We start from the raw sequence: 23,279 nt of genomic DNA, 5'->3' as shown, positions 1-23,279 counted from the left end.
CCGCAAACATTGTGATCCGCAACGGAATGTAGGCGCCGATGGCCGAGGTCCTTTTCTACCATCTTCAGCAACAGTCTCTCGAGGCGGTGCTGCCCACGCTCCTGCAGAAAACGCTGGAGCGTGGCTGGCGCGCGGTGGTGCAGGTGACGACCGAGGAGCGCATGGCCGCGCTCGACGATCATCTCTGGACCTTCTCCGACGAGAGCTTCCTGCCGCATGGTACGGACCGTGAGGCCCATGCGGCGGACCAGCCGATCCTCATTACGTTGAGCGGCGAGAACCCCAACGGAGCCGCCATCCGATTCCTCGCGGAAGGGGCAGCCCTGCCGGACGATATCGGCTCCTATCAACGCATCGCCGTCCTCTTCGACGGCAATGACCTGCAAGCGCTTGCCATCGCCCGCGATCAGTGGCGTGCGGTGAAGGAGGGCGGTCACGATGCGACCTATTGGCAGCAGGACGATTACGGTCGCTGGCAGCGCAAGGCTTGAGGGACGCCTAAAAACACACTCTGTCCTCATCCTGAGGGGGGCGCGCAGCGACCGTCTCGAAGGAGCTTCCAGAGTGCACTGGATCCCCCTTCGAGACGCAGACTTCGTCTGCTCCTCAGGATGAGGACAGAGAGAATGACAGCTGGAAAGGGCACGCTGACACACGAAGTGTTCATCGCCGGAAAACTTGCAACCCTTCCCCGCCTCTCCAGTTTCCCGAAGGCCACAAGGATAAAAGCCATGCTTCGCGCCTTCCGTCTGCTCACCTCAGCCGCTCTCAGTCTGTCACTGGTCATGCCTCTCGCGGTTTTGGCGCAGGAAAGGCAGCCGCAAAACGAGCAGCAGGAGGCGCGCAGGTCGCGCTCCGAGCCGCAGACGCAAGCGCTTCCTCCGGAATCGGTAACACGCCATACGCTCGAACTGCCGGGACGGAGACTCGAGTTCATCGCGACGGCGGGGCATCTGACGCTGACCGATCAGCAGGGCGCGCCGCAGGCCGAGATCGGATTCGTGGCCTACACGAAGGAGAATGCCGATGCCGCGTCGCGGCCGGTGACTTTCGCGGTGAATGGCGGGCCGGGCGCATCCTCCGCCTACCTTCATCTTCTTGCCGTCGGCCCCTGGCTGTTGCCGCTCGATGGACCGGCCATCAGCCCATCCGCCTCGCCCGCGCTCGTGCCCAATGCGGAGACCTGGCTCGACTTCACGGATTTGGTCTTCATCGACCCGCCGGGCACCGGCTACAGCCGCGTCATCGGCGGCGATCAGGTGCGGGAGCGTTTCTACTCCGTTCAGGGCGATATCGACGGCTTGGCCGCTTTCGTCATGCGCTGGCTGAAGGAGAAGGGCAGGCTGACATCCCCGAAATTCTTCGTGGGCGAGAGCTATGGCGGTTTCCGTGGGCCTCTGCTCGCGCAGAAGCTCCAGAGCGATCAGGGCATCGGCTTCAGCGGATTGGTTCTCGTCTCGCCCGTCCTCGACTTTGACTGGCTCGATCAGGGGGCAGGGGCACCGTGGGTCAATGCTGCCCTCCTGCCATCGCTCGCTGCCACCGCGCAATCGCGCAAGGGACCGGTATCGAGGGAGAGCCTTCGCGAGGCCGAGGCTTACGCCTCCGGCGAATACCTTGTCGATCTCATGCGCGGCCTGCAGGACAAGGAGGCGGTGGGGCGCATGAGCCGCCGCGTGGCCGAGTTGAGCGGGCTCGATCCCGAGCTGACGCGCCGTTCGGCCGGGCGCATCGATATGCGCATGATTCAACGGGAGTTACGGCGCGCCTCATCCGAGATCGTCAGCGCCTATGACACCAATGTCGCGACCGCGGACCCCAACCCCACGAGCCAGTCTCCGCGCTTCGAAGACCCGGTCCTCGATGCAATGACCGCGCCCTTGTCGAGCGCCATCATCCATCTCATGACCGACACGCTGAACTACAAGGCGGAGGGACGCTACAACCTGCTGAATGGCTCCCTCAGCGGCTCCTGGCGTTGGGGCAACGGGCGGAGCGGACCAGAAAACCTCGAAGAGCTTCGGCAGGCGCTGGCGCTCGACGGCAAGATGCGCGTGCTCGTCACCCACGGCTTCACCGATCTGGTGACGCCATACTTCGCCTCCAAGCTGCTCCTCGATCAGCTTCCCGATCTCGGTCCCCAGAAGCGTGTGGCTTTGAGTGTTTACGAAGGCGGCCACATGTTCTATTCGCGGCAGGCGTCGCGGCAGGCGTTCCGCACGGACGTGCAGCGGCTCTTTGAAGAAGCCCTGCAGGCCAGGGCCGCCAATGGGGATTGATCGATGCGTCTGAAGGTCTTGTCGTGCGTGGCTCTCGCCACCTTGAGTCTGGCGGCCTGCAACAGCACGGGTTCCGCACCGCCGGTTGCCGCGCCTGTCGCGCCGACACCCATGGCTGCCGCTCCAACAGGTCCGACCTTCGAAGGCCCTCTGCTCGGACCTGACGGGCGCTGCACCGGTCCTTCGACCGGCACCGCCACGGCCATCGAGCCCGGCATCAGCGAATGTGATCTCGTGCGCCTCAAAGGCAAGCCCGCCACGGACGTGCTCGTGGGCGAAAGCGGCAAGGGCCAGCGCGAGGTGCAGGTGCTCTATTCCGAGCCTGGCGGACGCGAGCTGTATTTCTTCGTGAACAACCGGCTCGATCGGATCGCGAAGCCTTAACCCATCTCGTCATGCCCGCACTTGTTGCGGGCATCCACGCCTGTCGGCGCCATGGTTCAAAGACATGGATGGCCGGGACAAGCCCGGCCATGACGTGAAGAGACATCTTGTCGAGCGGCTGGAATACGGGACCGGAAAATGCCGGAAGAGAGAGGCGAAACAGACGGAACGCCCGAGTGGGCCAAGCGCCTGTTTGGAAGACTGCGGCGAATGAGAGGATATGCGGCTGCCTTCATGGTCTTTCTGGGCGGGCCGCTCTACGGAGCCTATCAGATAGGGAGCGCGATCCTTCACGACAGGATACTGGCGATTGCGATTGTCTCGCGCCATTCGCGCTGGATCACGCGTGAAAGCGATCCTGCTTGGTTTTCTCTATCCCTCGCGCTTTGGTCATTGTTTCTGTTCACTCCCTTTGTGACGCTGCTGGTTGCTCAAAAGAGGCCGATCCTCATGGAGAAATTGAAGGAGTTCCTGAGAATCCAGAGATGATTGCGGCTTCGTGGCCAGATCACGAAAGTGGCATCAAAGATCAGAAAGTCTCTTGCTCTTCAGCCGCTCCCGAACCGGCAGCAGCCCAATCAGCGTCAACACGGTGAAGGCAGCTCCGGCCAGGAACGTGCCTTGCGGACCCACCTTGTCCCACAGCGCGCCTGCGATCACGCTCGCCACCAGAAGCGCAATTCCTGTGACGAGGTTGAACATGCCGAAGGCTGTGCCACGCAACTCGGGCGGGGCGCTGTCGGCGACGAGGGTTGAAAGAAGCCCCTGCGTGAAGCCCATGTGAGCGCCCCAGAGCACCACGCCGAGAGCAATTCCGGTAAGACCGGGCGCAAAGGCGAGGACCACATCGGCGGCAAAGAGCAGGCCCAAGCCGATGGTGAGGATCGCGATGCGGTCCATGCGGTCGGAGAGGACGCCCGCCGGATAGGCGGAGAGGGCGTAGACCACGTTCATGATCACGAGGACGATGGGCACCAGCGCCACCGGCACGCCGGAGGACTGGGCGCGCAGGATGAGGAAGGCCTCGCTGAAGCGCGCGAGCGTGAACACGGTGGCGACCGCCACCACCCACCAATAGGTCGCGCCTAACCGCACGAGCTCCGACGGGTGCAAAGGCATGCGCACTTTCCGCAATCCTTCAGGACGATCCGGCTCCTGCACCGCGAAGACGATCAGGGCGAAGGAGAGAAAGGCGGGGATCACCGCGATCCAGAAGACGGTGGTGAAGTGATTGGCCGTCAGCCACATGAGGCCAATGGCGAGGAACGGGCCGATGAAAGCTCCCACCGTATCGAGTGACTGACGCAGGCCGAAACTTGCGCCGCGCAAGTGTTCGGGGCTGATATCGGCGATTAGCGCATCGCGCGGCGCGCCGCGAATGCCTTTGCCGATGCGGTCGACGAAACGCGCCGTGACGAGCCATGCAACGGAAGGGGCGAGGGGAAAGATCGGCTTCGTGAAGGCGGCGAGGCCATAGCCGAAGGCGGCGAGAAACTTGCGCTTGCCGAGCCAGTCGCTGAGTGCGCCGGAAAACACTTTCGTGATCGAAGCGGTGGCTTCCGCAATGCCTTCGATGATGCCGACGGTGAGCGTCGATGTGCCGAGCGCCGTCACGAGATAAACCGGCAGCAGGGCATGGATCATCTCGGAGGAGACGTCCATCAGCAGCGAGACGAAACCGAGCGCCCAGATGCCGGTGGGGATTTCCTTCCAAAGTGCTTTGCGCTTGGTGGCGGTCTCCGGCTGCTCGGGTGCCTGGTTCTGCATTGTCACGCGCTCGCGGTTTCGATTTCGCCACTGATGGTCAGCCATTCCTCTTCGAGGGAGGCGAGCGTGTCGGCAGCTTCGGCGCGCATCTTCGACAACTCGGTGGCTTTGGCAGAATCCTTCAGGAAGGCCGTGCCGTCCGCGAGCGCTGCGTCCACTTTGCCGATGACCTCGTTGAGTTTCGTCATGCGCGCTTCGATGGCTTCGAGCTTCTTGCGCAGGGGAGCAAGCGCTGCGCGCTTTTCTGCAGCGGCGCGGCGTTCGTCGACCTTGGATGCGGCTGGCGTCTGCGGCTTGTCGTTCTGCTTCTGCGGATCGAACTCGCCTGCCAGCACGAGCTGGCGGTAATCGTCCATGTCGCCGTCGAAGGGCTTCACCGTGCCGTTGCCGACAATCCAGAGACGCTCGGCGCAGGCCTCGATCAGGAAGCGGTCGTGGCTCACCAGGATGACCGCGCCGGTATAGTCGTTGATTGCTTCCATCAGCGCCGTACGGCTGTCGATGTCGAGGTGGTTCGTCGGCTCGTCGAGGATGAGCAGGTGAGGGCCGTTGAAGGCCGCCAATCCCATGAGCAGGCGCGCCTTCTCGCCTCCGGACAGTGCAGAAACGGGCGTATCCGCCTTGGCGCCCGGAAAGCCGATCTGCGCCGTTCGGGCGCGGATCCTGGCGACGGGTGTATCGGGCATGCGCTCGGCGACGTGATCGTAGGCGGTCGCCTTCGGGTTCAGTTCGTCGAGCTGATGCTGCGCGAAATAGGCGACATCCATGCGGTTGACCGTCCGCATCTCTCCCTTCAGGGGCTCAAGCCTGCCGCCGATGAGCTTACAGAAGGTGGATTTGCCGTTGCCGTTGGAGCCGAGCAGCGCGATGCGGTCGTCGGGCGAGATCGTGAGGTTGAGCCGGTCGAGCACGATGCGCTCGCCATAGCCGACTGCCCCGCTTTCCACCGTAATGAGAGGCGGAGCGGCAGGGCGCTCGGGGCCCGGCAGGTTGAAGGGGGGCACATCGTCTTCGACGATGGTGGCGATGGGCTCGAGCTTGGCGAGGCGTTTCACGCGCGACTGCGCCTGGCGTGCCTTCGAGGCCTTCGCCTTGAAGCGGTCCACGAAGGCTTGAAGGTGCTTGCGCTCGGCCTCCTGCTTCGCCGCCATCTTCGCCGTCAGCTCGCGCTTTTCCGCATATTGCTTGGCAAACGAGGTATAGCCGCCGCGATAGATCGTGAGCTTGCCGCGGTCGAGATGCAGGATATGGTTGACACAGGTGTCGAGCAGCTCGCGGTCGTGGCTGATGACGAGAACCGTGTGCGGGTAGCGTCCCAGGTAGTCGTAGAGCCAGAGCGTGCCTTCGAGATCGAGATAGTTCGTCGGCTCGTCGAGGAGCAGAAGGTCGGGCTCGGTGAACAGCACGGCAGCGAGCGCCACGCGCATGCGCCAGCCGCCCGAGAAATCCGAGCAGGGGCGTCCTTGAGCGTCCGCATCGAAGCCGAGGCCGTGGAGGATTGCGGCGGCGCGCGAGGGGGCGGAATGCGCGCCGATATCGGTCAGTCGCGTCTCGATCTCGGCGCGGCGTATTCCGTCCGCCGTCTCGGCCTCGGCGAGGAGAGCGGTGCGCTCCCTGTCGGCGGCGAGCACCACGTCGATGAGGCGTTCAGGCCCGCCCGGCGCTTCCTGGGCCACGGCGCCGATCCGCATGCCGCGGGGCAGGGTGATGCTGCCGCTCTCGGTGGCGAGCTCGCCCTGGATGATCCTGAAGAGAGTGGTCTTGCCCGCGCCGTTGCGCCCGACGAGCCCCACCTTGCTGCCCGTGGGCAGGTTGAAGGAGGCGTGGTCGAGGATCAGCCGGTCGCCGATGCGATAGGTGAGGTCGTTGACGTGGAGCATGCCGCCTTTTGGCCTGTGAAAAGGGCGCTGGCAAGGTGTTGACATAGCGTAAGTTCGCTTGGGCTTTTCTCCAGGGTGACCTAGGTATGGATTCGTAGTGTAACAAAGAGCCGATGGGGCCTGAGATGCCGGCCGATCACGTATCCTTTCACGCGCATGCCATGGGAATGGCGCAGCTGCTGGAGCGCCTCAAAGCCCGGCAGGCGACCATCGGCATGGGCGACGTGGGTCTTCCGCTCGCACCCACGGTCGCCAAGCTGGCCTCAATGTCTTGGGATTTGAGCGGGGCTTGTCGATGACCGGGCGGTTAAAGCCTGATAAGCAGGGCTTTAGCTCTCCTTATACGGGCGCTATGGTATAGTTCTGGTGAAGGTTCGCGGTCGGGGAAAAGACATGGCACGGCTTGCCAATGTTCACTTGTTCAAGGGACTTGATATCGATCTCGCCCCCTTCGAGGCGCGGTCCAACTGGCGCCGCTTCGATCCGGATGAGGTGATCGTCGACTTCGACGAGCTCTCGACCGATGTCTATTTCCTGCTCTCCGGCGAAGTGCGCGTGCTCATGCGCACTGCCTCGGGCAGAGAAGTGATCCTCAACGAGATGAAGCCCGGAGAGGTCTTTGGTGAACTGGCTGCCCTCGACAGCATCAAGCGTTCGGCGAACGTCACGGCGCTCACGAGGGGCGAAGCCTGCGTAATGCCGGCGGCGGTGTTCAAGGAGCTGCTCTTCGCCAATCGGCCTGTCGCAGAGCGCCTCTTCTGCCTCATGGCCTCGCGTCTGCGCGAATTGAACGCCAAGTTTATGGAGCAGACGGTCCTTGATCTGAGGCACCGGCTCTATTCGGAGCTGCTGCGTCTCTCCGTGCCGCGCGGAGACAAGGGGATCGAGCGGGTCATTACCCCGCCGCCCTTCCACCACATCGTCGCTGCCCGCATCGGCTGCCGCCGCGAGCAGATCACGCGTGAGTTTTCGATGCTGACCCAGGAAGGCCTGATCGAGCGCACCCGCGGCGCCTTGATCCTGCGCCAGCCGGAGGTTCTGAAGGCCCGTGTCGCGGAGGCCATGCGGGCGGATCACTAGAGGCTCCCGATCCAAAGCGAGAGGCCACGGACCTCCTAATAGCCTGGGGCATGTTGCGTCTAGCCTTCCTGGCCTATTGAAGAGATGCCTTCGTAAACTGGACAGGGTGACGACATGGCCGCCCTTGGGGTCGGCCAAGGAAATGGGTTGCAATTTTAACTTGATAACGTTTAATGGCGACCTGAAGAGCAGCAAAAAATAAGAGCGCCTTCGGATAGAGATCGAGGGGACTATGGATTCGTTTTCTTTCATGCCAGGGCTGACCCTGGTGAATGCCTTCAATCACGAGACTTTTGTCTTCACCACACCCGAGAGTGCAGATTCGGCCGAATTCGAGGTCCACCTAGGACCGGGAGGCTCTGGCGGCGGCGATGCGATGGCCCACATTCACCCTGAGACGGACGAGACGTTCACAGTCCGGTCAGGCCTGCTGAATGTCTCCATTGATGGCAAGCTGCATGAGCTCCGACCCGGCAAGACGATCACTGTTCCCCGTGGGAAGCCACATTTCTTCCGCAACGCCCATGAGGGGGATACCGTGGTGGTCATCCGCTTCACCCCGGCGCAACATCAGCTGCGTTTCTTCCTGAATTTCGGGACCATCGCGCAAAATCATCCCGAATGGTTCGGCCCGAAGGGAAAACCCAGCTTCCTGCTGATGGCGCTCACCTTTCATACCTTCAAGGACCACTTCTATGTGGCCGGTCCACCGGTCTGGGTGCAGAAGCTGCTTTTCGCAATGCTCGCGCCGATCGCCCGGCTCCTGGGCTACAAAGTCGTCGTCATGCCCTGATCAGAGGTCTCCTGGGCCAGGGACGTATCTCCTGGAGGTCCGGAGCGATGTTAGCGCTGCCCTGCCCGCGGTCCATAGGCTGCAAAGAACACGCGGAGTGCGTCCTCCACATTCGTCCTGATCTCGTCCGGCGTTGGCGGACCGCCCACGGCGAAGAGCTGCCGTTTCATCAATCCGGAAGAGCATAGATCCAGAAAATGCTGGGCGGCCACGCTGGTATCCTCGATCGAGAGGCGTCCGGCCTCGACTTGGCGGTTGAAATAGGCGGCAAGACGGGCGGCCCCCTGGCACGGGCCGGCTTCGTAGAAGGCCTGGCCGAGGGCAGGGAACTTCTCCGCGGCGCCGATCACCATGCGGATCGAGGAGACATGCTCCGGCGTGACCATGCGGCTCAAAAAGGTATGGCCGAGCTGGGTAAGCACGGAGCGCACGTCCGGATCGTCGGCGTCGAGCTTGAAGAGCACCTCGGCCAAGCCCCGCTTTTCTTCCGTGGTCAGGGCCGCGAACAGGCTTTCCTTGCTGTCGAAATAGACATAGAGCGTGCCCTTGGAGACGCCTGCTGCCTTCGCGATCTCACCCATGCTGGCGCCATCGAAGCCGCTTGCCAGAAAGACCTGACGGGCACCTTCCAGGATCTGACGACGCTTGGCGCTCTCCGCGCTCTCTTCCGTCGAAGGAGAGCCGCAGGGAGCGGCTGCTGTTGCGCGAGCGATGTCCTTCAGGTCGCTCATGTGCGTTTTGTCACCTCCAGGCTATTGACCGAACGGTTCGGTCAAATCATATGTAGTCCACTTAGTCATTATAGTTCAATGCCGCAAGAACGGATCTAAACTTTTGGTTCGAGCGGCTCGCGTCAGTCGATAGAGGGTTGGCATGGCTTATCGGGAAGAGTTTGAACAGGGCGCAAAGAGCGTTTCCGAGCCGGTCATGGATCGGCGGCCTGCCCAAGCTCCGGAAACGGTAGAAGCCACCGCCCCAGCGCAGGGTGCGCCGGCTTCGAAGGAATCTGTGCCCGCGAAGGCAAAGTCGCGCAAGAAGCCGGTGATCATGGCGGTCCTGCTGGCTGCCTTGGGATTCGGCGGCTATGAGGGCTATCACTGGTGGACTGACGGGCGCTTCATGGTCTCGACCGATGATGCCTATGTGCAGGCCGATATCACCATTCTCTCAGCCAAAGTGTCCGGCTACGTATCCTCCGTGGCGGTCACGAACAACCAAAGCGTCAAGGCAGGCGACTTGATCGCCAAGATCGACGACGGCGACTATCGCTTTGCCCTGCAAACGGCCAAGGACAAGCTCGCCACCCAGCAGAGCGCAATCGAGCGCATCGGTCGTCAGATCGAGGCAGGGCGCGCCTCCGTGGCTCAGGCCGACGCGCAGATAGCTGCCGCCAAGGCGGAAGCTGAGCGCGCCGCCAGCGATTATGCTCGCCAGCAGCAGCTCGCCCGTTCCGACTACACCAGCCGTGCAGCCCTTGAGAACGCCAAGGCAGCCAGCGATCGCGCTGAGGCCAACGTGAAGAGCGCCCAAGCCGCTCTCGCAGCCGCGAAGGCGAATGTCGACGTTCTCTCAGCCCAGCAGACCGAGGCACGTCGCGTTGCAGCCGAGCTGCAGACGGGCGTCGAGAAGGCTGAGCGTGATCTTTCCTTCACGGAAATCCGTGCCCCGGCCGATGGGGTGATCGGCAACAAGGCCGTCGAGGTTGGCACCTTCGTGCAGCCGGGTGCGCGCCTGGCCGCTCTCGTGCCGCTCAGCAGCGTGCATGTGGATGCGAACTTCAAGGAGACCCAGCTTGCCCATCTGAAGCCGGGCCAGAAGGTGAAGATCGAGGTCGATGCCTTCCCCGATGCGGACATCGTCGGCACGGTGGAAAGCGTGTCGCCCGCCTCCGGCGCGGTGTTCAGCCTGCTGCCGCCCGAGAACGCCACCGGCAACTTCACCAAGATCGTGCAGCGCGTGCCCGTGCGCGTGTCAGTCAATCCCGAGATTGCTCAGCAGGGCCTGCTGCGTCCCGGCCTGTCGGTTGTCGTCGATGTGGATACGCGCACCTCGGCTGAGTCGCAGAAAACGGCCAGCGCCAAACAGTAAGGATGGAGCAAGCCATCATGGCCGCTTCCGCCGCCATTCCGAACGCCCCCAAGGCTGCCATGCCAGCCGCAAAGCCTGCGCAGGTCAGCCGGCGCAGGACCTTTGCGTTCTTCTGCATGGTCTTCGGCATGTTCATGGCGATCCTGGACATCCAGATCGTCTCGGCCTCGCTCGCCGAGATTCAGGCCGGTCTCTCTGCATCCTCGGATGAAATCTCCTGGGTGCAGACGAGCTACCTGATTGCCGAAGTGATCATGATCCCGCTGTCGGGCACGCTTTCGCGCGTGCTCTCGACGCGGTGGATGTTCGTCATTTCCGCAGGCGGTTTCACGCTCATGAGCTTCCTGTGCGCGACGGCAACGAACATCGAGCAGATGATCGTCTATCGTGCGCTACAGGGCTTCATCGGCGGCGGCATGATCCCGACCGTGTTCGCGTCCGCCTTCACCGTCTTCCCGCCGGAGAAGCGGCCCGTGATCTCGCCGCTCATCGGTCTCGTGGCGACGCTCGCACCCACCATCGGCCCGACGCTCGGCGGCTATCTGACGGACCTGTTCTCCTGGCACTGGCTGTTCCTCGTGAACATCGTGCCCGGCATCTTCGTGACGGTTTCCACCTATCTCCTGGTCGATTTCGACGAGCCCAATTTCGAACTCTTCAAGAGCTTCGACTGGGCGGGCCTCGGCTTCATGGCGGCCTTCCTCGGAAGCCTCGAATACGTGCTGGAAGAGGGACCGAACAACGATTGGTTCCAGGACGAAGCGGTGCTTGTCCTCACCATCGTCTGTGTCGTCGGGGCATTGGGCTTCTTCTATCGGGCGTTCACGGCGAAGCAGCCCATCGTGGATCTGCGGGCTTTCGTCGACCGCAACTTCCTGGCCGGTTCCTCTTTCAGCTTCGTCATGGGCATTGGCCTCTATGGCCTGACCTATCTCTATCCGATTTATCTCGCTCGCGTGCGGGGCTACTCGTCCCTGCAGATCGGCGAGACCATGTTCGTGTCGGGTGCGACCATGTTCTTCATGGCTCCGGTCGCAGGCATCCTGTCCCGCAAGATGGACCCGCGCATCATGATGGGCATCGGCTTCACCGCCTTCGCCTTCGGTACCTGGATGATGAGCGGTCTGACCAAGGACTGGGATTTCTGGGAACTCTTCCTGCCCCAGATCTTCCGCGGCATTGGTCTCATGATCTGCATGGTGCCGATCAACAACATCGCGCTCGGCACATTGCCGCCGGAGCGCATCAAGAATGCGTCGGGCCTCTACAACCTCACCCGCAACTTGGGCGGGGCGGTGGGCTTGGCGCTCATCAACACGATTCTCAACAACCGCCTGGATCTTCATCTCCAGCGGTTGCGCGAGAACGTGAACTGGGGCCGCTCCACGGCAGTCGAGACGCTGAACTCCATGACCCTGAAGTTCCAGTCCCTCGGCACGGATGCGAGCTCGGCTGCGATCAAGACCCTGTCCAACATGGTTCGGCGCGAAGCCATGGTCATGTCCTTCGCGGACGTGTTCCTGCTGCTGACCGTGCTGTTCTTAGGACTGGTCCTCGCCTTGCCTTTCATCAAGAAACCGCGTGCGGCACCCGCAGGTGCCGGCGGCCACTGAGACGACCCTCCCGAGACCAACCTCCAAACAACTTCAGCCCGGCTTCAAGCCGGGCTTTTTTTATTGCTTGGGCTTTTTCAGCTTCAGGCGGCGCAGAAGATCATAGACCTCCTCCACCGACCGGCAGACCCGGTTTAGAACCACCGGCTGTCGCAACGAGACGTGAATGTGGTTCGATGCATAGAGGCGAATGGTCCCAAAGCCTGGGAAGCGGCCGTTGCCAGGATGCCGGTTGTTCCAGCGGTTCGGAGGACGTCCGATCCAAGGCTTATAGGTATGCACCGCATCGAGCAGGCGGGCGCATTCGCGATAGAAACTCTCCTCGAGCGCATGCTGCTCTGGCCTCATCTCCTCAGCTGCGCTTGCTAGCCTGCCCGCGTTCCATCCTTGAAGCGTAGATCATGGGCGCGAGCCATGAGGGAGACTTCATGCGGCGAGAGAGGATTGCTGCTGCCAGCGCTATCCGGGCCTCTCTGCTCGCCGGACCATTCGCCGGTCGTGCGATCGAGGCGTAGAACGAAGAGGCCGCCATCTTTGACATGCCACTCCGCCTGTCGTTCAGTCTCGAGTTCGGGAAGGTGGCCTTCACCGGGTTGCGCTTTATCCGGGCCACTCGCAACGTCGGGCCTCTGTTCCGTGCCGGGCTTCATGACATCCCTCCATGGCTCGCGTCCAATGGCTTAAGCTTCCCTGGCGAGACGGTTTTCGTCGATTTCGAGTTCGACCCGGGTCCTGTCTCCGAGCGAAGATCTCTCAGGCCAGATGGCCCGAACATCTTCCGGCAAGGCATGCCGCACTTTTTCCAGCTGGCCGTCGGGGAGGTGTCGTGTCAGGACGGTGAAGACAGCCCGGACTGCGTCTTCCGGATCGACCGGCCGGGTCGATCTCAAGTTGGTGTCGACGTGTTGGAGAAACTCGTCGAGCGAACGATAGCGCTCCGGTGCCGTCGCGGGGTGCCACTGGTCATAGAAAAGGCCACGCACAAGAAGAGGCAGCTCGGCACTGAGATGCGCAGACAGTTCTAAGGGGATCCGATCACGCACAGCTCGCAGGACCGCCCCCAGCACATGCCAGGCGACATGCCGGTCCGGGCCCAGAATCTCCATGATTTCCTTGAGCCAAGTGTTTGTGGTGTGAAGAGTTTTATCAAAGACTTCGAGACCGTTTGTGCTCATGGCGAACCTCCTTGGTCATCGCAGGTGCCCCGCGTCTTCCCAAGCGATAGGCGCCAATCTCCGGCGATTTAAGACTTTGCGCTGGAATTGGGGTTGTGCTTGTCGGTGGAGGTCGCCGGACCCTTCGATCCTTTCGATCCGCCGCCCCACTTTTCCGCATTCTGAACGGGATTGCCACCCTTGCGACCGGGCGTATGGGCCTTAGGGCTGCCGCTGGAGATCGGGTCGTGCTTGGTATCGGGTGTGTCGGGCATCTGGAAACTCCTTCTGCCGATGCTTCCGGAACGAGGAGGACCGATGGTTGTTCCAGCGTAACCGTCTTAAAAACGATGACGGGCTTAGGCTTATGAGGAGGCTAAGGTTGTTCATTCGGATTTTGGGCTTGTGAGGTCACTCCAGTCGACGGAACACCGGAAACACCCGCCGCCGTATCGGTGCTCACGACCACCGACATGCCGGGTGAAAGGCGTTCTGCGAGCGGCTGGTCCGGATCGATGGCGATGCGCACGGGAACGCGCTGGGCGACCTTCGTGAAATTGCCGGTAGCGTTGTCGGCTCTGAGGACGCTGAATTCCGAGCCGGCTGCCGGCGAGAAGCGCTCGATATGGCCAGTGAGTTCGGCATGCTGAAGGGCATCGACGGTGAAGGTCACCGGCTGGCCGACCTTCATCCCGGCAAGCTGCGTTTCCTTGAAGTTGGCGATGATCCAGACCTTCTCGGGCACGAGGGCCATGAGCTGCGTGCCGGCGGCGACGTATTGCCCGACGCGCGCGCCAACCTCGCCCAGGCGGCCGTCCTGCGGAGCTACGATGCGCGTGTTCTGGAGGTCGATCTCAGCAAGGTGAACCGCGGCCTCGGCGCCCTGCACGGCAGCTTCGAGGGATTGGCGATTGACAAGGGTCGAGGCCAGATCCTGGCGGGCCACTTCCTGCGCGGCTTCGGCCTGGTGGAGGGCTGCCGTCGCCTGGTCGAACGTGGCACGGGCCTGATCGGCCTGGCTTTGTGTCGTCACGCCTCGTTCCAGAAGCGGCTCGATGCGATTCCAGTTTGCCTCCGCTGCCGTCAGGGCTGCCTGCGCGCTCGCGACCTGGGCTTCGCTCGATGCGATGCGGGCTTCGTCGGATAAGCGCTTTTGTTCGGAATTCGCGAGAGCCGCCTGCTGGCTCGCGAGCGTTGCTTTTGCCTGCTTCAGCTTCTGCTCGAAGATGCGGTCATCGATCTTCACCAGGAGGTGTCCGGCCTTCACGCGCTGGAAATCCTGCACGGCCACCTCGGCCACATAGCCTGCGAGCTGCGGGCTGATGATCGTGACCTGCCCACGCACATAGGCGTTATCAGTGGTTTGCACCGAACTCGTGAACGGCGGCAGGCGCCAAGCGTAGAGAATCAGAATGATGCCGGCGATGCCGAGGATCAGAGCTGCAATCGAGGCGGTGGATCGGAACAGTTTGAACATGTGTGTCAATCGAGATGAGCTTTAGCTGGCAGAGGGTTGAGGGGCAGGAGAAAGCCTTCGACCGATGGCAAGAACCGCGACGTGGATCGTCAGCATGGCAAGAGCGACACCGGACAGGACGGCGATGACCAGAAAGGCGTCGTTATAGGCCAGGACATAGGCCTCTCTCGTCGCTTGCTGGCTGAGCAGTGCCAAGCCCTCCGCGTTCAGCAGAGACTTGTCCGTCAAGACCCGGCCATAAGCAGCCGTCAGCTGGCTGACGCGCTGGGCGACGATGGGATTCGTAAGCGTGATGTGCTCGACTAAGGCAGCGGAGTGAAACTTCTCCCGCCATGTGACGAAGGTGCCGAACACCGCCGATCCGAGCGATCCGCCAAGGCTCTGGGTGGCCAGGAATACGACGATGAAGCTGAGAATATAGTTCGGCCCTCTCTTCAGCGCCGACACCATGCCTGCCGCCATGGCTGGCGGCAGGAAGAGCGTACCCGCCATCGCGATGAGCGCCTGGCTGACATACATCTCTTCCGGTCGTGTCAGATTGGTGGCTTGGCTGTCCACGTAGGCGCCGATGGTCAGGAAACAGAGGGCGACCATATGGAACAGCGGCTCGCGTCCGGTCTTGAGGAACGCGGCGCAGACAAGACCGCCCGCGATGCTGCCGCCCAGGATCACCCAAGCCAGCGTGCCCAACTGCTCGTTCTGAAGGCCAAGAGCCTGGAAGAAGGCGTAAGCGCCGCTGGTCTGCTCAGACAGGGCAAACCGGAACAGCAGAAGCACGCCTGCAAAGTGAAGCGTTTCCTTGCTCGTCAGCCAGCGGATGTCCAGGAACGGGCTTTCTCGGTTGAGCTCGATAAGGACGGCAACGGTCAGCGCTGCGATCGCACAGGCGAACATGCCGCCAAGCCACGGAGCCTCGAACCACCAGTAGAACCGACCGACGGTCAAAGCCATGGCCGTGAGGCCGAAGCCGATGGCCAGGAAGATGTAGCTGACGACGTCCAGCCAGTGAATCACCTTGGCGCGGGGCGGAGCGGTCAGCGGCAGCGTATATACGCCCGCGAACGCCATCATCGCGAGTCCGGCTTCCAGCAGATAGAGGCCATGCCACTCGCCGATTTCGAGCAGAGCAGGTGCGATCAGACGGGCGATAGGGGCTCCGAGGGTCGTATTCGTCAGCGCGAGGCTGAGGCCGAGATTCAGCTTTTTCTGCTGAGGCAGCGGCTCGAGCATGTACAGGAAGGCCAGCGACGACATCGGCGACGCGACGATGCCGCTGAAGAAGCGGACGATCAGCGCCGATTGCATGTCGTTCACGAACAGATGCATCGCCGCAACAAGCACGAAGCCCAGGATTCCGAGTTCGGCGAAATTGCGCAATCCGTACTGATTTCGCACCTTGATGAGAATGACGGAGAGGCTGACATTCGGCGCCAGGTAGGCGGCCACCAGCCACATGGATTCGTTCGTCGTCGCGCCGAGGCTCCCCTGAATCTGCGGCAGGTTCGCCGTGATCAGGTTCATTCCGAGACCTTGAGTCAGGGACAGAAGCACCGACGTGAGAAAGTAGAGAAAAGCGCGATGCAAAGGCATCGGGGCAGGCGCCGCCGGAGGGGAGGGCGGCGCCTGCGGCTCCTGACGCTCCGAAGGCTCAGAGGGAGGTACCGTCTCTGAGCTCTTGGCATCAGGCAACGGGATATCGCTCGTGCGATTGCTGGGAACCGCTGTCATAGGAAATGCACCACCGTCAGCTCGCAGCTTCCATGTTCCGGGTCATGGTATGGAAAACGCGGATGGCCACCTTTAGGTCATCTTCGCTGACGTCCTTCAGAACATCGCTGCGGAACGCCTTGACGAGGCCATTGACGTGAGCGGCCTGCTCCTGGCCTGCCGACGTCAGGGCGATCTGCTTCGCGCGCCGGTCCCCATCGACGGGCTGGCGTTCGATCAGACCCTGCTTCTCCAATCCGTCGAGGAGGGGAACGAGGGTTGGTCCCTCGATCTCCAGGGCATCGGCCAGCTCCGTCTGGGTCATGCAATCCTTTTTACCGAGGAGAATCAGCGCGCGAGCCCGGGACAGGGTGAGGCCTTCGGTGCGGACCCGGGCGTCGAACAGGGTCCGCATCTTCCGGCTGACCTTCCACAGCTCCTCGGAAAACATCATTTTCGCTGTCATGGCTGAGTTTCGTTAGTGTCCATATTGATAGAATACTAATTATGTGAGGGAGATAAATCCTTTGCCCTCCGGCTTCAAGATCCTCCGAGCCAAATCCCACAGGAAGTCATGGGACTTGCACCTGCTGCCGAGGTGGTGGAAATCCGGGTTTTAAGTTGTTGTTCTTCCGCGCCGAACATCATAGCTTGCGCGGCAGGTTTTCTCCCTCAGGTGAAGTTCAGAAATCTTGCCTCCACCCCTCCGCCAGTCTGCTTCCGCTTCAGTCGGCGCCGTGCGCCGCACCTTCTCCCCCTGGGCCGATCCCAACGCCAAGCCGCTGATCCGCTTCGAGAACGTGACGAAGCGTTTCGGCGAGACCGTAGCGGTCGATCACCTGACGCTTGATATCTTCGAGGGCGAGTTCTTCTGCCTGCTCGGCCCCTCCGGCTGCGGCAAGACGACCCTGATGCGGATGCTCGCAGGCTTTGAAGATCCGACCGAGGGCCGCCTTACCCTCGCCAGGCAGGATCTCGCCGGCGTGCCGCCTTACCGCCGCCCCGTGAACATGATGTTCCAGTCCTATGCGCTCTTCCCTCATATGAGCGTGGAGAAGAACATTGCCTTCGGCCTGAAGCAGGACGGTTTGCCGAAGTCCGAGATTGCCGCCCGTGTGGAAGAGATGCTGCGCCTCGTACAGCTCGAAAAGCTCGCCAAACGCTACCCTAGCCAGCTCTCCGGAGGCCAGCGCCAGCGCGTCGCACTGGCCCGCGCCCTTGCCAAGAAGCCGAAGGTGCTCCTCCTCGACGAGCCGCTCGGCGCCCTCGACAAGAAGCTGCGTGAGGAAACCCAGTTCGAGCTGATGGACATCCAGCACGATCTGAACATGACCTTCGTGGTCGTCACCCATGACCAGGAAGAAGCGATGACCATGGCCGACCGGATCGCGGTCATGGACCATGGCCGCATCGCCCAGGTCGCGACCCCCGGCGAAATCTACGAGCAGCCGAAGACCCGCTTCATTGCGGAATTCGTCGGCGACGTGAACATCCTGGAAGGCCATGTGATGGGCCAGGAGAACGGTCTCTGGCGCGTGAGGACCGCTTCCGCCGAGATGCCGCTCACCATCGATGATCCCGACGAGGTGCTGCATTCCGGCCAAGCCGTCGCCATTGCCGTGCGCCCTGAGAAGATGGTCGTGCGGCGCGGAAAGCCGGGGCCTGAGGCCGTGAACGTGCTCGCCGGCGAGGTGTGGGATATCGGTTATCTCGGCGACTGGACCGTCTACCGGATCAGGCTTGCCACCGGCGAGATCCTGCGCGTCTCCTGCGCGAACGTGTCCCGTTTCGTGGAAAACCCCATCGACTGGGACGAGCAGGTTTATGTCACCTTCGCGCCGGGCGCGGCGGTGATCCTGGCGGAATAGCCATGAAAGAGCGTTCCTTCACGAAGAGGCTGAGTGCGGCTTTGGTGCCTGCTGCGCCGTATCTGTGGCTCGGCGTGTTCTTCCTCGTGCCGTTCCTGATCGTGCTCAAGATCAGCCTCTCGGATCCCGCCGTCGCCCAGCCGCCCTACAAGCCGGTTTTCGAGTGGAGCGATATCGCGGCTTTCCTCAGCGCGCTCGATCTGGAGAATTTCGAGCTTCTGGTCGAGGACGATCTCTATTTCCGCGCAACCCTCTCCTCCGTGCGCATTGCGGCGCTCTCGACGATCCTGTTGCTGCTCGTGGGCTTTCCTATCGCCTATGGCATGGCGCGCGCGCCGGAGCGGCACCGCTCGCTGCTGGTTGCCCTCGTCATCCTGCCGTTCTGGACGAGCTTCCTCATCCGCATCTATGCGTGGATCGCAATCCTGAAGCCTGAAGGCCTGCTCACGCAGGGGCTCATGAGCCTTGGGCTCATCTCTGAGCCCATCGAGATCCTCAACACGGAATGGGCGGTCTATATCGGCATCGTCTATGCCTATCTGCCCTTCATGGTGCTGCCGCTCTACGCGACGCTGGAGAAGATGGACGACACGCTCCTGGAGGCGGCGCTCGATCTCGGCTCGACGCCCTGGCGCTCCTTCTGGACGATCACCGTGCCGCTCGCGATGCCGGGCATCATCGCGGGCTCGCTTCTCTGCTTCATCCCGGCCGTGGGCGAGTTCGTGATCCCGGACCTGCTGGGCGGATCCGAGACGCTCATGATCGGCCGTCAGCTCTGGAGCGAGTTCTTCTCCAACCGCGACTGGCCGCTGGCCTCCGCCGTTGCCATTCTGCTCCTCATCATCCTTGTCGTGCCGATCGTGATCTATCGCGATGTGGAGGCACGGCGCGTGGAGACGCGGCCATGAACCGGCGCCTGAGCCTCTTCAATGTCACGTCGCTGGTGTTGGGATTTGCGTTCCTTTACCTGCCGATCCTGCTGCTCGTCGTCTATTCCTTCAACGGCTCGCGGCTCGTCACCGTCTGGGGCGGGTTCTCGACTCAGTGGTACGCGGCACTCTTCCGCAACGAGGCGCTGATGGAAGCAGCCTGGGTGACGCTGCGCATCGCCTTGCTCTCTGCCGGCATGGCGACGGTGCTCGGCACGCTCGCGGCCCTGGCGCTCACCCGCTATGGACGCTTCCCCGGCCGTACGCTGTTCACCGGCATGGTCTATGCGCCCATGGTCATGCCGGAGGTCATCACCGGCCTCTCGCTGCTCTTGTTTTTCGTCGCGATTGATCTCGACCGCGGCTTTTGGACGATCACGCTCGCTCACACCACGCTGACCATGTGCTTCGTTACGGTGGTGGTGCAGTCGCGTCTCATGACCTTCGACCGTTCGCTGGAGGAAGCCGCGATGGATCTCGGTGCTCCGCCGCTGCGCACGTTCTTCGCCGTGACGCTGCCGCTGATCGCCCCCTCCATTGTCGCAGGTTTCCTGCTGGCCTTTACCCTGTCGCTCGACGATCTCGTGATCGCGAGCTTCAACACGGGTCCGGGCGCAACGACGCTGCCGATCAAGATCTACAGCCAGGTCCGGCTGGGCCTGTCGCCGGAGATTAACGCCGCTTCGACCATTCTCATTGGTCTCGTGACGCTCGGTGTGATTTCAGCCACCTTGATCAGCAAGCGCTCGGTGCTGCGCTCCCGGCGCAACGCTCACTGAGCGATCGCCTGCGGCCCCTGTTCGTTCGGGGCCACACGGGCGGGGAGAAGGGCCTTCGCGGCTCCCGACCGCTCGATCAGGGAGCGGGCATCGGGCATGACGCTGATGTTGTCCCATCCGCCGTTGATATCGAAGGCGATGGCGGGAGGCGGTTCGGTGCCCGCCGCCGAGACCTCCGCCTTCAGGTTGAGGGTGCGATCCACCATCAGGACCTGACCCTTGAGCTCGGCGACCACATCCGTCGATGTGAGCTTGCCCTCCGTCACCTCGCCGACGCCATCCTGGATGACGATCTGCGCCTGCGCTTCCTGGAATGGCGTGCGGCCGCCCTTCCAGTTGAGAGAGGCGAGGAGAGGGTGCTTTTCCACGCGCTTGAGGGCATCGCCGAGAGCAATGCCGACCAGCTCGCCCTTCCGGACAGTGATCGAGCTGCGGCCCTGCGCCTGCTGGACCACCTCGATCGGGTTTCGTCCCTTACCCTCGAAAGCGAATTGCCCCTGGGCGCGGCCCGTGATCCAACGCGGCTCGCCGACGTTGCTCAGGAAGGGCCCGATTTCGACGCCTGAGAAGGTGCCCTGGCTTTTGAATTCGGTCTGACCACCGACGGTGGTAAGCGACAGACGGCCCTTCAGGCTGCCGTCATGAAAGCCGGCACGTCCGATGGAGGCTTCGATCTCGCCGGGGCGCACGAGAACGCTGGCGGCCATGTCCTCGACGCGCAGGCGCCCCAGGCGGGCCGACGCCGCCGAGAGACGCAGGTCGAGATCGCTGCCCGTGACATGCGCAAGATCGAGATCCTCCTCGCTCCAGGAGCCGGAGGAGGTGCGGGTCTGCGCAAAGGGGGCGAAGAAATTCGCGAGGTTCAGGTCGTCCGCTGCGAGGGTGCCTGTTATGATGGGGCGTTCGGTATCGAAGCGAACCGCCATCGTGCCCTCCAGCGTGTCCCTGCCCAGCGCGACGGCCGCCGAGGGCCAAGACAGGCGTCGACGATCCATGGAAAAGTCGCCCTGGACCGAGAAGGCCTGGATCAGGGAGCCGAAGGGCAGCTTCACACCGCTCCAGCGGGTGAAGTCGCGCACGGAGGTGGCCTTAATGGAGCCTTCGCCCGTCATGCTGGGATTGGGACCAAGCTGCGCTTCGCCTTTGAGGCTCAGACGAGCCGTGGGGGCGGCGATGGTCAGCTCGACCGGGCTGATATCGCCGGAAGCGAGCCGATCCGGATGGACGGAGGCCTCCTCGATCACCACACGCGCATCCCGCCACAGGCCATTGCCATAGACGGTCAGAGGCTCGTTCTCGCCCACCCAGCGGATCACGAGTTCCGCAATGTCGAGATCCGCGTCCTTCAGATCGGACCAGTGAATGGAAGAACTGTTGAGGATCAGGCGGCGGGCATGCAGGGCCCTGGAGCGGCTCTGGAAAACCTCGGTCCATTTCACGTCCTGCAGCGCCTGGGCGGAGGCCGTGATCTTGCTGTCGCTCAGCTCGAAATCGGACAGCTCGACCCGTCCGAGCAGGAGGGGAAGTACGCGGATCTCGCCGCGGAGGGTTCCGCCTTCGGCCGTAAGCGCCTGGTTGGGAAAGCGGATTGTCACATTCTCGAACTTGACCCGGGGAATGGGAAGCACGGCGAAGACACTGCGCCCTTCGACCGTCAGGTCGAGACCGTAGCGCTCCTTCATATGGTTGGAGAGGGCAGACGAAAGGCCGTTCTCCCTGAAGGTCCAGGGAACCGCGGCCGCCCCGATGAGGGCAAACGCAATCAAGGCAATGAAAAAGGCGACGCGGCGAGACATGAGTGTAGTGTTTAAACCTTGTGCCCCGCCCCGCAAGGGATGGCTGAGCGGCAGCCTGTGGGCGGCGGGGCCGAATAATCAATTGTTCTCATATATCCATAGGAAGGGATTGTCTAAATTGAGGCCAAGTTGCAGGGTGCAGCCCGAACTTGTTTCAGGACCTTGAAGGGCAGGCATAGCCCTAGGAGGAATCGTTGATGAATAAGGTTTACAGCGATGCGCGGACCGCGCTGGCTGGGCTTGTGAAGGATGGCATGACCATCATGGCCGGAGGCTTCGGCCTCTGCGGAATCCCAGAGACGCTGATCGAGGCGATCCGTGATTCGGGGGCGAAGGATCTCACCTTCATCTCCAACAATGCGGGCATCGATGGCGCCGGCCTGGGCCGCCTCCTGGAGACCCGCCAGATCAAGAAGATGATCAGTTCTTACGTGGGCGAGAACAAGACTTTCGCTCAGCAGTACCTGTCCGGCGAGCTCGAGCTCGAGTTCAACCCGCAGGGCACGTTGGCCGAGCGCATCCGCGCCGGCGGCGCCGGCATTCCGGCCTTCTACACCAAGACCGGCGTCGGCACCCTGATCGCCGAGGGCAAGGAAGTGCGCGAGTTCAATGGCGAGAAATACGTCATGGAAACCGGCCTCTTCGCCGATATCTCCATCGTCCATGCTTTCAAGGGCGACACCGAGGGCAACCTCGTCTACCGCAAGACGGCCCGCAACTTCAACCCGATGATGGCCACCGCATCGCGCCTCACCATCGCCGAGGTGGAGCATCTGGTTCCGGCTGGTGAGATCGATCCGGATTGCATCCACACGCCGGGCATCTTCGTGAAACGCCTTGTGCATGTGCCGAACCCGGTCAAGCGCATTGAGCAGCGCACCACCCGCAAGCGCGAGGAGACCCTCTGATGGCCTGGACCCGTGAACAGATGGCCGCCCGCGCGGCCAAGGAACTGCGCGACGGCTACTACGTGAATCTCGGCATCGGCATTCCGACGCTCGTGTCGAACTACATTCCCGAGGGCGTGCATGTGCAGCTCCAGTCGGAGAACGGCATGCTCGGCATGGGGCCTTTCCCGTATGAGGGCGAGGAAGATGCCGACCTCATCAATGCCGGCAAGCAGACGATCACCGAGCTGCCGACCACGAGTTATTTCTCAAGCGCCGATTCCTTCGGGATGATCCGCGGCGGCCATATCGATCTGTCGATCCTCGGCGCCATGCAGGTGGCGGAGAATGGCGATCTCGCCAACTGGATGATCCCCGGCAAGATGGTGAAGGGCATGGGCGGCGCCATGGACCTCGTGGCTGGCGTGAAGCGCGTGGTCGTGGTCATGGAGCACGTTGCCAAGGGCAAGGACGGTTCGGAAGAGCCGAAGCTGCTGAAGGCCTGTTCTCTGCCGCTGACGGGCGCCGGCGTGGTCGACCTCGTGATCACGGATCTCGGTGTCTTCACCATCGATAAGAAGGGCGGCACCGGCATGACCCTGATCGAGCTCGCCGATGGCGTGACGGTCGATGAGATCAAGGCCAAGACGCAAGCCGAGTTTAAGGTTGCTCTGAACGGCAAGCAGGCGGCTTGAGCCGAACCGTCCTAAGCCTCACCCTGAGGAGCGTAGCGTCTCGAAGTCCGAGGCGTTTCCAGAGAGCACTGGAGCCTCCTTCGAGACGGATCGCTCCCGCGAT

At 62.4% G+C, this 23,279-nt stretch carries 25 protein-coding genes; 14 read left to right on the top strand and 11 right to left on the bottom strand.

Annotation, left to right across the window (positions count from 1 at the left end; all coding sequences use genetic code 11):
- The first annotated feature begins 38 nt into the window (after positions 1-38).
- From ACUXUR_RS19070 to ACUXUR_RS19055, 4 genes are all read left to right on the top strand, one after another.
- On the top strand, positions 39-491 hold the full coding sequence (locus ACUXUR_RS19070; protein ID WP_445503936.1) for a DNA polymerase III subunit chi: 453 nt from the start codon (positions 39-41) through the stop codon (positions 489-491).
- Between the two features lie 135 nt (positions 492-626).
- Positions 627-2,279 (top strand): S10 family peptidase, encoded by a 1,653-nt coding sequence (locus ACUXUR_RS19065; protein WP_445503935.1) that lies wholly within the window; start codon positions 627-629, stop codon positions 2,277-2,279.
- A gap of 3 nt (positions 2,280-2,282) precedes the next feature.
- Positions 2,283-2,663 carry a hypothetical protein gene (locus ACUXUR_RS19060; RefSeq protein WP_445503934.1) on the top strand — a complete coding sequence of 127 codons (381 nt, stop codon included), beginning with the start codon at positions 2,283-2,285 and terminating at the stop codon, positions 2,661-2,663.
- A gap of 234 nt (positions 2,664-2,897) precedes the next feature.
- A complete protein-coding gene (locus ACUXUR_RS19055) occupies positions 2,898-3,152 on the top strand; it encodes a hypothetical protein (protein ID WP_445503933.1) in 255 nt (84 codons plus the stop codon).
- A 33-nt stretch (positions 3,153-3,185) separates the two neighbouring features.
- On the opposite strand, the gene ACUXUR_RS19050 is transcribed toward ACUXUR_RS19055, so the two are convergent.
- Positions 3,186-4,430: an MFS transporter gene (locus ACUXUR_RS19050; protein WP_445503932.1), complete on the bottom strand. Its 1,245-nt coding sequence runs from the start codon at positions 4,428-4,430 to the stop codon at positions 3,186-3,188.
- Between the two features lie 2 nt (positions 4,431-4,432).
- Positions 4,433-6,310, bottom strand: coding sequence for an ABC-F family ATP-binding cassette domain-containing protein (locus ACUXUR_RS19045; RefSeq protein WP_445503931.1), 1,878 nt, complete (start codon positions 6,308-6,310; stop codon positions 4,433-4,435).
- A gap of 125 nt (positions 6,311-6,435) precedes the next feature.
- Between ACUXUR_RS19045 and ACUXUR_RS19040 the strand changes: the two genes are divergently transcribed.
- The 3 genes from ACUXUR_RS19040 (at position 6,436) to ACUXUR_RS19030 (ending at position 8,183) form a co-directional block, all read left to right on the top strand.
- A complete protein-coding gene (locus ACUXUR_RS19040; protein WP_445503930.1) occupies positions 6,436-6,609 on the top strand; it encodes a hypothetical protein in 174 nt (57 codons plus the stop codon).
- Positions 6,610-6,703: 94 nt separating this feature from the next.
- Positions 6,704-7,390, top strand: a complete 687-nt coding sequence (locus tag ACUXUR_RS19035) for a Crp/Fnr family transcriptional regulator (RefSeq protein ID WP_445503929.1) — start codon at positions 6,704-6,706, stop codon at positions 7,388-7,390.
- A gap of 232 nt (positions 7,391-7,622) precedes the next feature.
- Positions 7,623-8,183, top strand: coding sequence for a cupin domain-containing protein (locus ACUXUR_RS19030; RefSeq protein ID WP_445503928.1), 561 nt, complete (start codon positions 7,623-7,625; stop codon positions 8,181-8,183).
- A 50-nt stretch (positions 8,184-8,233) separates the two neighbouring features.
- Here ACUXUR_RS19030 and ACUXUR_RS19025 read toward each other — a convergent pair whose 3' ends face one another.
- Entirely contained in the window at positions 8,234-8,914 is a 681-nt protein-coding gene (locus tag ACUXUR_RS19025; RefSeq protein WP_445503927.1) for a TetR/AcrR family transcriptional regulator, read from the bottom strand.
- Positions 8,915-9,056: 142 nt separating this feature from the next.
- Here ACUXUR_RS19025 and ACUXUR_RS19020 point away from each other — a divergent pair, with 142 nt between their 5' ends.
- Together ACUXUR_RS19020 and ACUXUR_RS19015 are read left to right on the top strand one after the other, a co-directional pair.
- The gene (locus ACUXUR_RS19020; protein WP_445503926.1) at positions 9,057-10,271 is read left to right on the top strand and encodes an HlyD family secretion protein; all 1,215 of its coding nucleotides are present in this window, start codon (positions 9,057-9,059) and stop codon (positions 10,269-10,271) included.
- A 17-nt stretch (positions 10,272-10,288) separates the two neighbouring features.
- Positions 10,289-11,884, top strand: a complete 1,596-nt coding sequence (locus tag ACUXUR_RS19015) for a DHA2 family efflux MFS transporter permease subunit (protein ID WP_445503925.1) — start codon at positions 10,289-10,291, stop codon at positions 11,882-11,884.
- Positions 11,885-11,944: 60 nt separating this feature from the next.
- Here ACUXUR_RS19015 and ACUXUR_RS19010 read toward each other — a convergent pair whose 3' ends face one another.
- The 7 genes from ACUXUR_RS19010 to ACUXUR_RS18980 all read right to left on the bottom strand — a co-directional run bounded on the left by ACUXUR_RS19010 (position 11,945) and on the right by ACUXUR_RS18980 (position 16,688).
- The gene (locus ACUXUR_RS19010; RefSeq protein ID WP_445503924.1) at positions 11,945-12,232 is read right to left on the bottom strand and encodes a hypothetical protein; all 288 of its coding nucleotides are present in this window, start codon (positions 12,230-12,232) and stop codon (positions 11,945-11,947) included.
- Positions 12,233-12,249: 17 nt separating this feature from the next.
- Positions 12,250-12,534, bottom strand: coding sequence for a hypothetical protein (locus tag ACUXUR_RS19005; RefSeq protein WP_445503923.1), 285 nt, complete (start codon positions 12,532-12,534; stop codon positions 12,250-12,252).
- 30 nt (positions 12,535-12,564) lie between these two features.
- Positions 12,565-13,059, bottom strand: a complete 495-nt coding sequence (locus ACUXUR_RS19000) for a DUF2267 domain-containing protein (RefSeq protein WP_445503922.1) — start codon at positions 13,057-13,059, stop codon at positions 12,565-12,567.
- A 68-nt stretch (positions 13,060-13,127) separates the two neighbouring features.
- On the bottom strand, positions 13,128-13,313 hold the full coding sequence (locus tag ACUXUR_RS18995; RefSeq protein ID WP_445503921.1) for a hypothetical protein: 186 nt from the start codon (positions 13,311-13,313) through the stop codon (positions 13,128-13,130).
- A gap of 101 nt (positions 13,314-13,414) precedes the next feature.
- Positions 13,415-14,515 carry an HlyD family secretion protein gene (locus ACUXUR_RS18990; RefSeq protein WP_445503920.1) on the bottom strand — a complete coding sequence of 367 codons (1,101 nt, stop codon included), beginning with the start codon at positions 14,513-14,515 and terminating at the stop codon, positions 13,415-13,417.
- Positions 14,516-14,536: 21 nt separating this feature from the next.
- Positions 14,537-16,105, bottom strand: a complete 1,569-nt coding sequence (locus tag ACUXUR_RS18985) for an MFS transporter (protein ID WP_445503919.1) — start codon at positions 16,103-16,105, stop codon at positions 14,537-14,539.
- Positions 16,106-16,259: 154 nt separating this feature from the next.
- Positions 16,260-16,688, bottom strand: coding sequence for a MarR family winged helix-turn-helix transcriptional regulator (locus ACUXUR_RS18980; RefSeq protein WP_445503918.1), 429 nt, complete (start codon positions 16,686-16,688; stop codon positions 16,260-16,262).
- A 226-nt stretch (positions 16,689-16,914) separates the two neighbouring features.
- Here ACUXUR_RS18980 and ACUXUR_RS18975 point away from each other — a divergent pair, with 226 nt between their 5' ends.
- The 3 genes from ACUXUR_RS18975 to ACUXUR_RS18965 are packed head-to-tail and all read left to right on the top strand — an operon-like array spanning position 16,915 to position 19,798.
- Positions 16,915-18,090 (top strand): ABC transporter ATP-binding protein, encoded by a 1,176-nt coding sequence (locus ACUXUR_RS18975; protein ID WP_445503917.1) that lies wholly within the window; start codon positions 16,915-16,917, stop codon positions 18,088-18,090.
- A gap of 2 nt (positions 18,091-18,092) precedes the next feature.
- A complete protein-coding gene (locus ACUXUR_RS18970; protein ID WP_445503916.1) occupies positions 18,093-18,998 on the top strand; it encodes an ABC transporter permease in 906 nt (301 codons plus the stop codon).
- The gene (locus tag ACUXUR_RS18965; protein WP_445503915.1) at positions 18,995-19,798 is read left to right on the top strand and encodes an ABC transporter permease; all 804 of its coding nucleotides are present in this window, start codon (positions 18,995-18,997) and stop codon (positions 19,796-19,798) included. Before ACUXUR_RS18970 ends, ACUXUR_RS18965 begins: the two co-directional genes overlap by 4 nt.
- Here ACUXUR_RS18965 and ACUXUR_RS18960 read toward each other — a convergent pair.
- Positions 19,792-21,594, bottom strand: coding sequence for an AsmA family protein (locus ACUXUR_RS18960; RefSeq protein ID WP_445503914.1), 1,803 nt, complete (start codon positions 21,592-21,594; stop codon positions 19,792-19,794). The genes ACUXUR_RS18965 and ACUXUR_RS18960 overlap by 7 nt on opposite strands.
- Positions 21,595-21,791: 197 nt before the next feature.
- Between ACUXUR_RS18960 and ACUXUR_RS18955 the strand changes: the two genes are divergently transcribed.
- Complete coding sequence (locus ACUXUR_RS18955) at positions 21,792-22,502, top strand: CoA transferase subunit A (protein WP_445503913.1); 711 nt, start codon at positions 21,792-21,794, stop codon at positions 22,500-22,502.
- Entirely contained in the window at positions 22,502-23,176 is a 675-nt protein-coding gene (locus tag ACUXUR_RS18950; RefSeq protein ID WP_445503912.1) for a 3-oxoacid CoA-transferase subunit B, read from the top strand. The genes ACUXUR_RS18955 and ACUXUR_RS18950 overlap by 1 nt, the downstream gene beginning before the upstream one ends.
- Positions 23,177-23,279 lie beyond the last annotated feature (103 nt).

It is taken from the genome of Microvirga medicaginis, from assembly GCF_052658925.1.
This window is presented reverse-complemented; position numbering and strand designations above follow the sequence as displayed.

Bases quoted from the DNA above. Each gene is read 5' to 3' on its own strand.
- ACUXUR_RS19015 (WP_445503925.1), top strand. From the start codon at position 10,289: ATGGCCGCTTCCGCCGCCATTCCGAACGCCCCCAAGGCTGCCATGCCA.
- ACUXUR_RS18970 (WP_445503916.1), top strand. From the start codon at position 18,093: ATGAAAGAGCGTTCCTTCACGAAGAGGCTGAGTGCGGCTTTGGTGCCT.
- ACUXUR_RS19050 (WP_445503932.1), bottom strand. From the start codon at position 4,430: ATGCAGAACCAGGCACCCGAGCAGCCGGAGACCGCCACCAAGCGCAAA.
- ACUXUR_RS19005 (WP_445503923.1), bottom strand. From the start codon at position 12,534: ATGAAGCCCGGCACGGAACAGAGGCCCGACGTTGCGAGTGGCCCGGAT.
- ACUXUR_RS19010 (WP_445503924.1), bottom strand. From the start codon at position 12,232: ATGAGGCCAGAGCAGCATGCGCTCGAGGAGAGTTTCTATCGCGAATGC.
- ACUXUR_RS19060 (WP_445503934.1), top strand. From the start codon at position 2,283: ATGCGTCTGAAGGTCTTGTCGTGCGTGGCTCTCGCCACCTTGAGTCTG.
- ACUXUR_RS18985 (WP_445503919.1), bottom strand. From the start codon at position 16,105: ATGCCTTTGCATCGCGCTTTTCTCTACTTTCTCACGTCGGTGCTTCTG.
- ACUXUR_RS19070 (WP_445503936.1), top strand. From the start codon at position 39: ATGGCCGAGGTCCTTTTCTACCATCTTCAGCAACAGTCTCTCGAGGCG.
- ACUXUR_RS19040 (WP_445503930.1), top strand. From the start codon at position 6,436: ATGCCGGCCGATCACGTATCCTTTCACGCGCATGCCATGGGAATGGCG.
- ACUXUR_RS18960 (WP_445503914.1), bottom strand. From the start codon at position 21,594: ATGTCTCGCCGCGTCGCCTTTTTCATTGCCTTGATTGCGTTTGCCCTC.
- ACUXUR_RS18965 (WP_445503915.1), top strand. From the start codon at position 18,995: ATGAACCGGCGCCTGAGCCTCTTCAATGTCACGTCGCTGGTGTTGGGA.
- ACUXUR_RS19065 (WP_445503935.1), top strand. From the start codon at position 627: ATGACAGCTGGAAAGGGCACGCTGACACACGAAGTGTTCATCGCCGGA.
- ACUXUR_RS19055 (WP_445503933.1), top strand. From the start codon at position 2,898: ATGGTCTTTCTGGGCGGGCCGCTCTACGGAGCCTATCAGATAGGGAGC.
- ACUXUR_RS18955 (WP_445503913.1), top strand. From the start codon at position 21,792: ATGAATAAGGTTTACAGCGATGCGCGGACCGCGCTGGCTGGGCTTGTG.
- ACUXUR_RS19045 (WP_445503931.1), bottom strand. From the start codon at position 6,310: ATGCTCCACGTCAACGACCTCACCTATCGCATCGGCGACCGGCTGATC.
- ACUXUR_RS19025 (WP_445503927.1), bottom strand. From the start codon at position 8,914: ATGAGCGACCTGAAGGACATCGCTCGCGCAACAGCAGCCGCTCCCTGC.
- ACUXUR_RS18980 (WP_445503918.1), bottom strand. From the start codon at position 16,688: ATGACAGCGAAAATGATGTTTTCCGAGGAGCTGTGGAAGGTCAGCCGG.
- ACUXUR_RS19020 (WP_445503926.1), top strand. From the start codon at position 9,057: ATGGCTTATCGGGAAGAGTTTGAACAGGGCGCAAAGAGCGTTTCCGAG.
- ACUXUR_RS18995 (WP_445503921.1), bottom strand. From the start codon at position 13,313: ATGCCCGACACACCCGATACCAAGCACGACCCGATCTCCAGCGGCAGC.
- ACUXUR_RS19030 (WP_445503928.1), top strand. From the start codon at position 7,623: ATGGATTCGTTTTCTTTCATGCCAGGGCTGACCCTGGTGAATGCCTTC.
- ACUXUR_RS18950 (WP_445503912.1), top strand. From the start codon at position 22,502: ATGGCCTGGACCCGTGAACAGATGGCCGCCCGCGCGGCCAAGGAACTG.
- ACUXUR_RS19035 (WP_445503929.1), top strand. From the start codon at position 6,704: ATGGCACGGCTTGCCAATGTTCACTTGTTCAAGGGACTTGATATCGAT.
- ACUXUR_RS18990 (WP_445503920.1), bottom strand. From the start codon at position 14,515: ATGTTCAAACTGTTCCGATCCACCGCCTCGATTGCAGCTCTGATCCTC.
- ACUXUR_RS19000 (WP_445503922.1), bottom strand. From the start codon at position 13,059: ATGAGCACAAACGGTCTCGAAGTCTTTGATAAAACTCTTCACACCACA.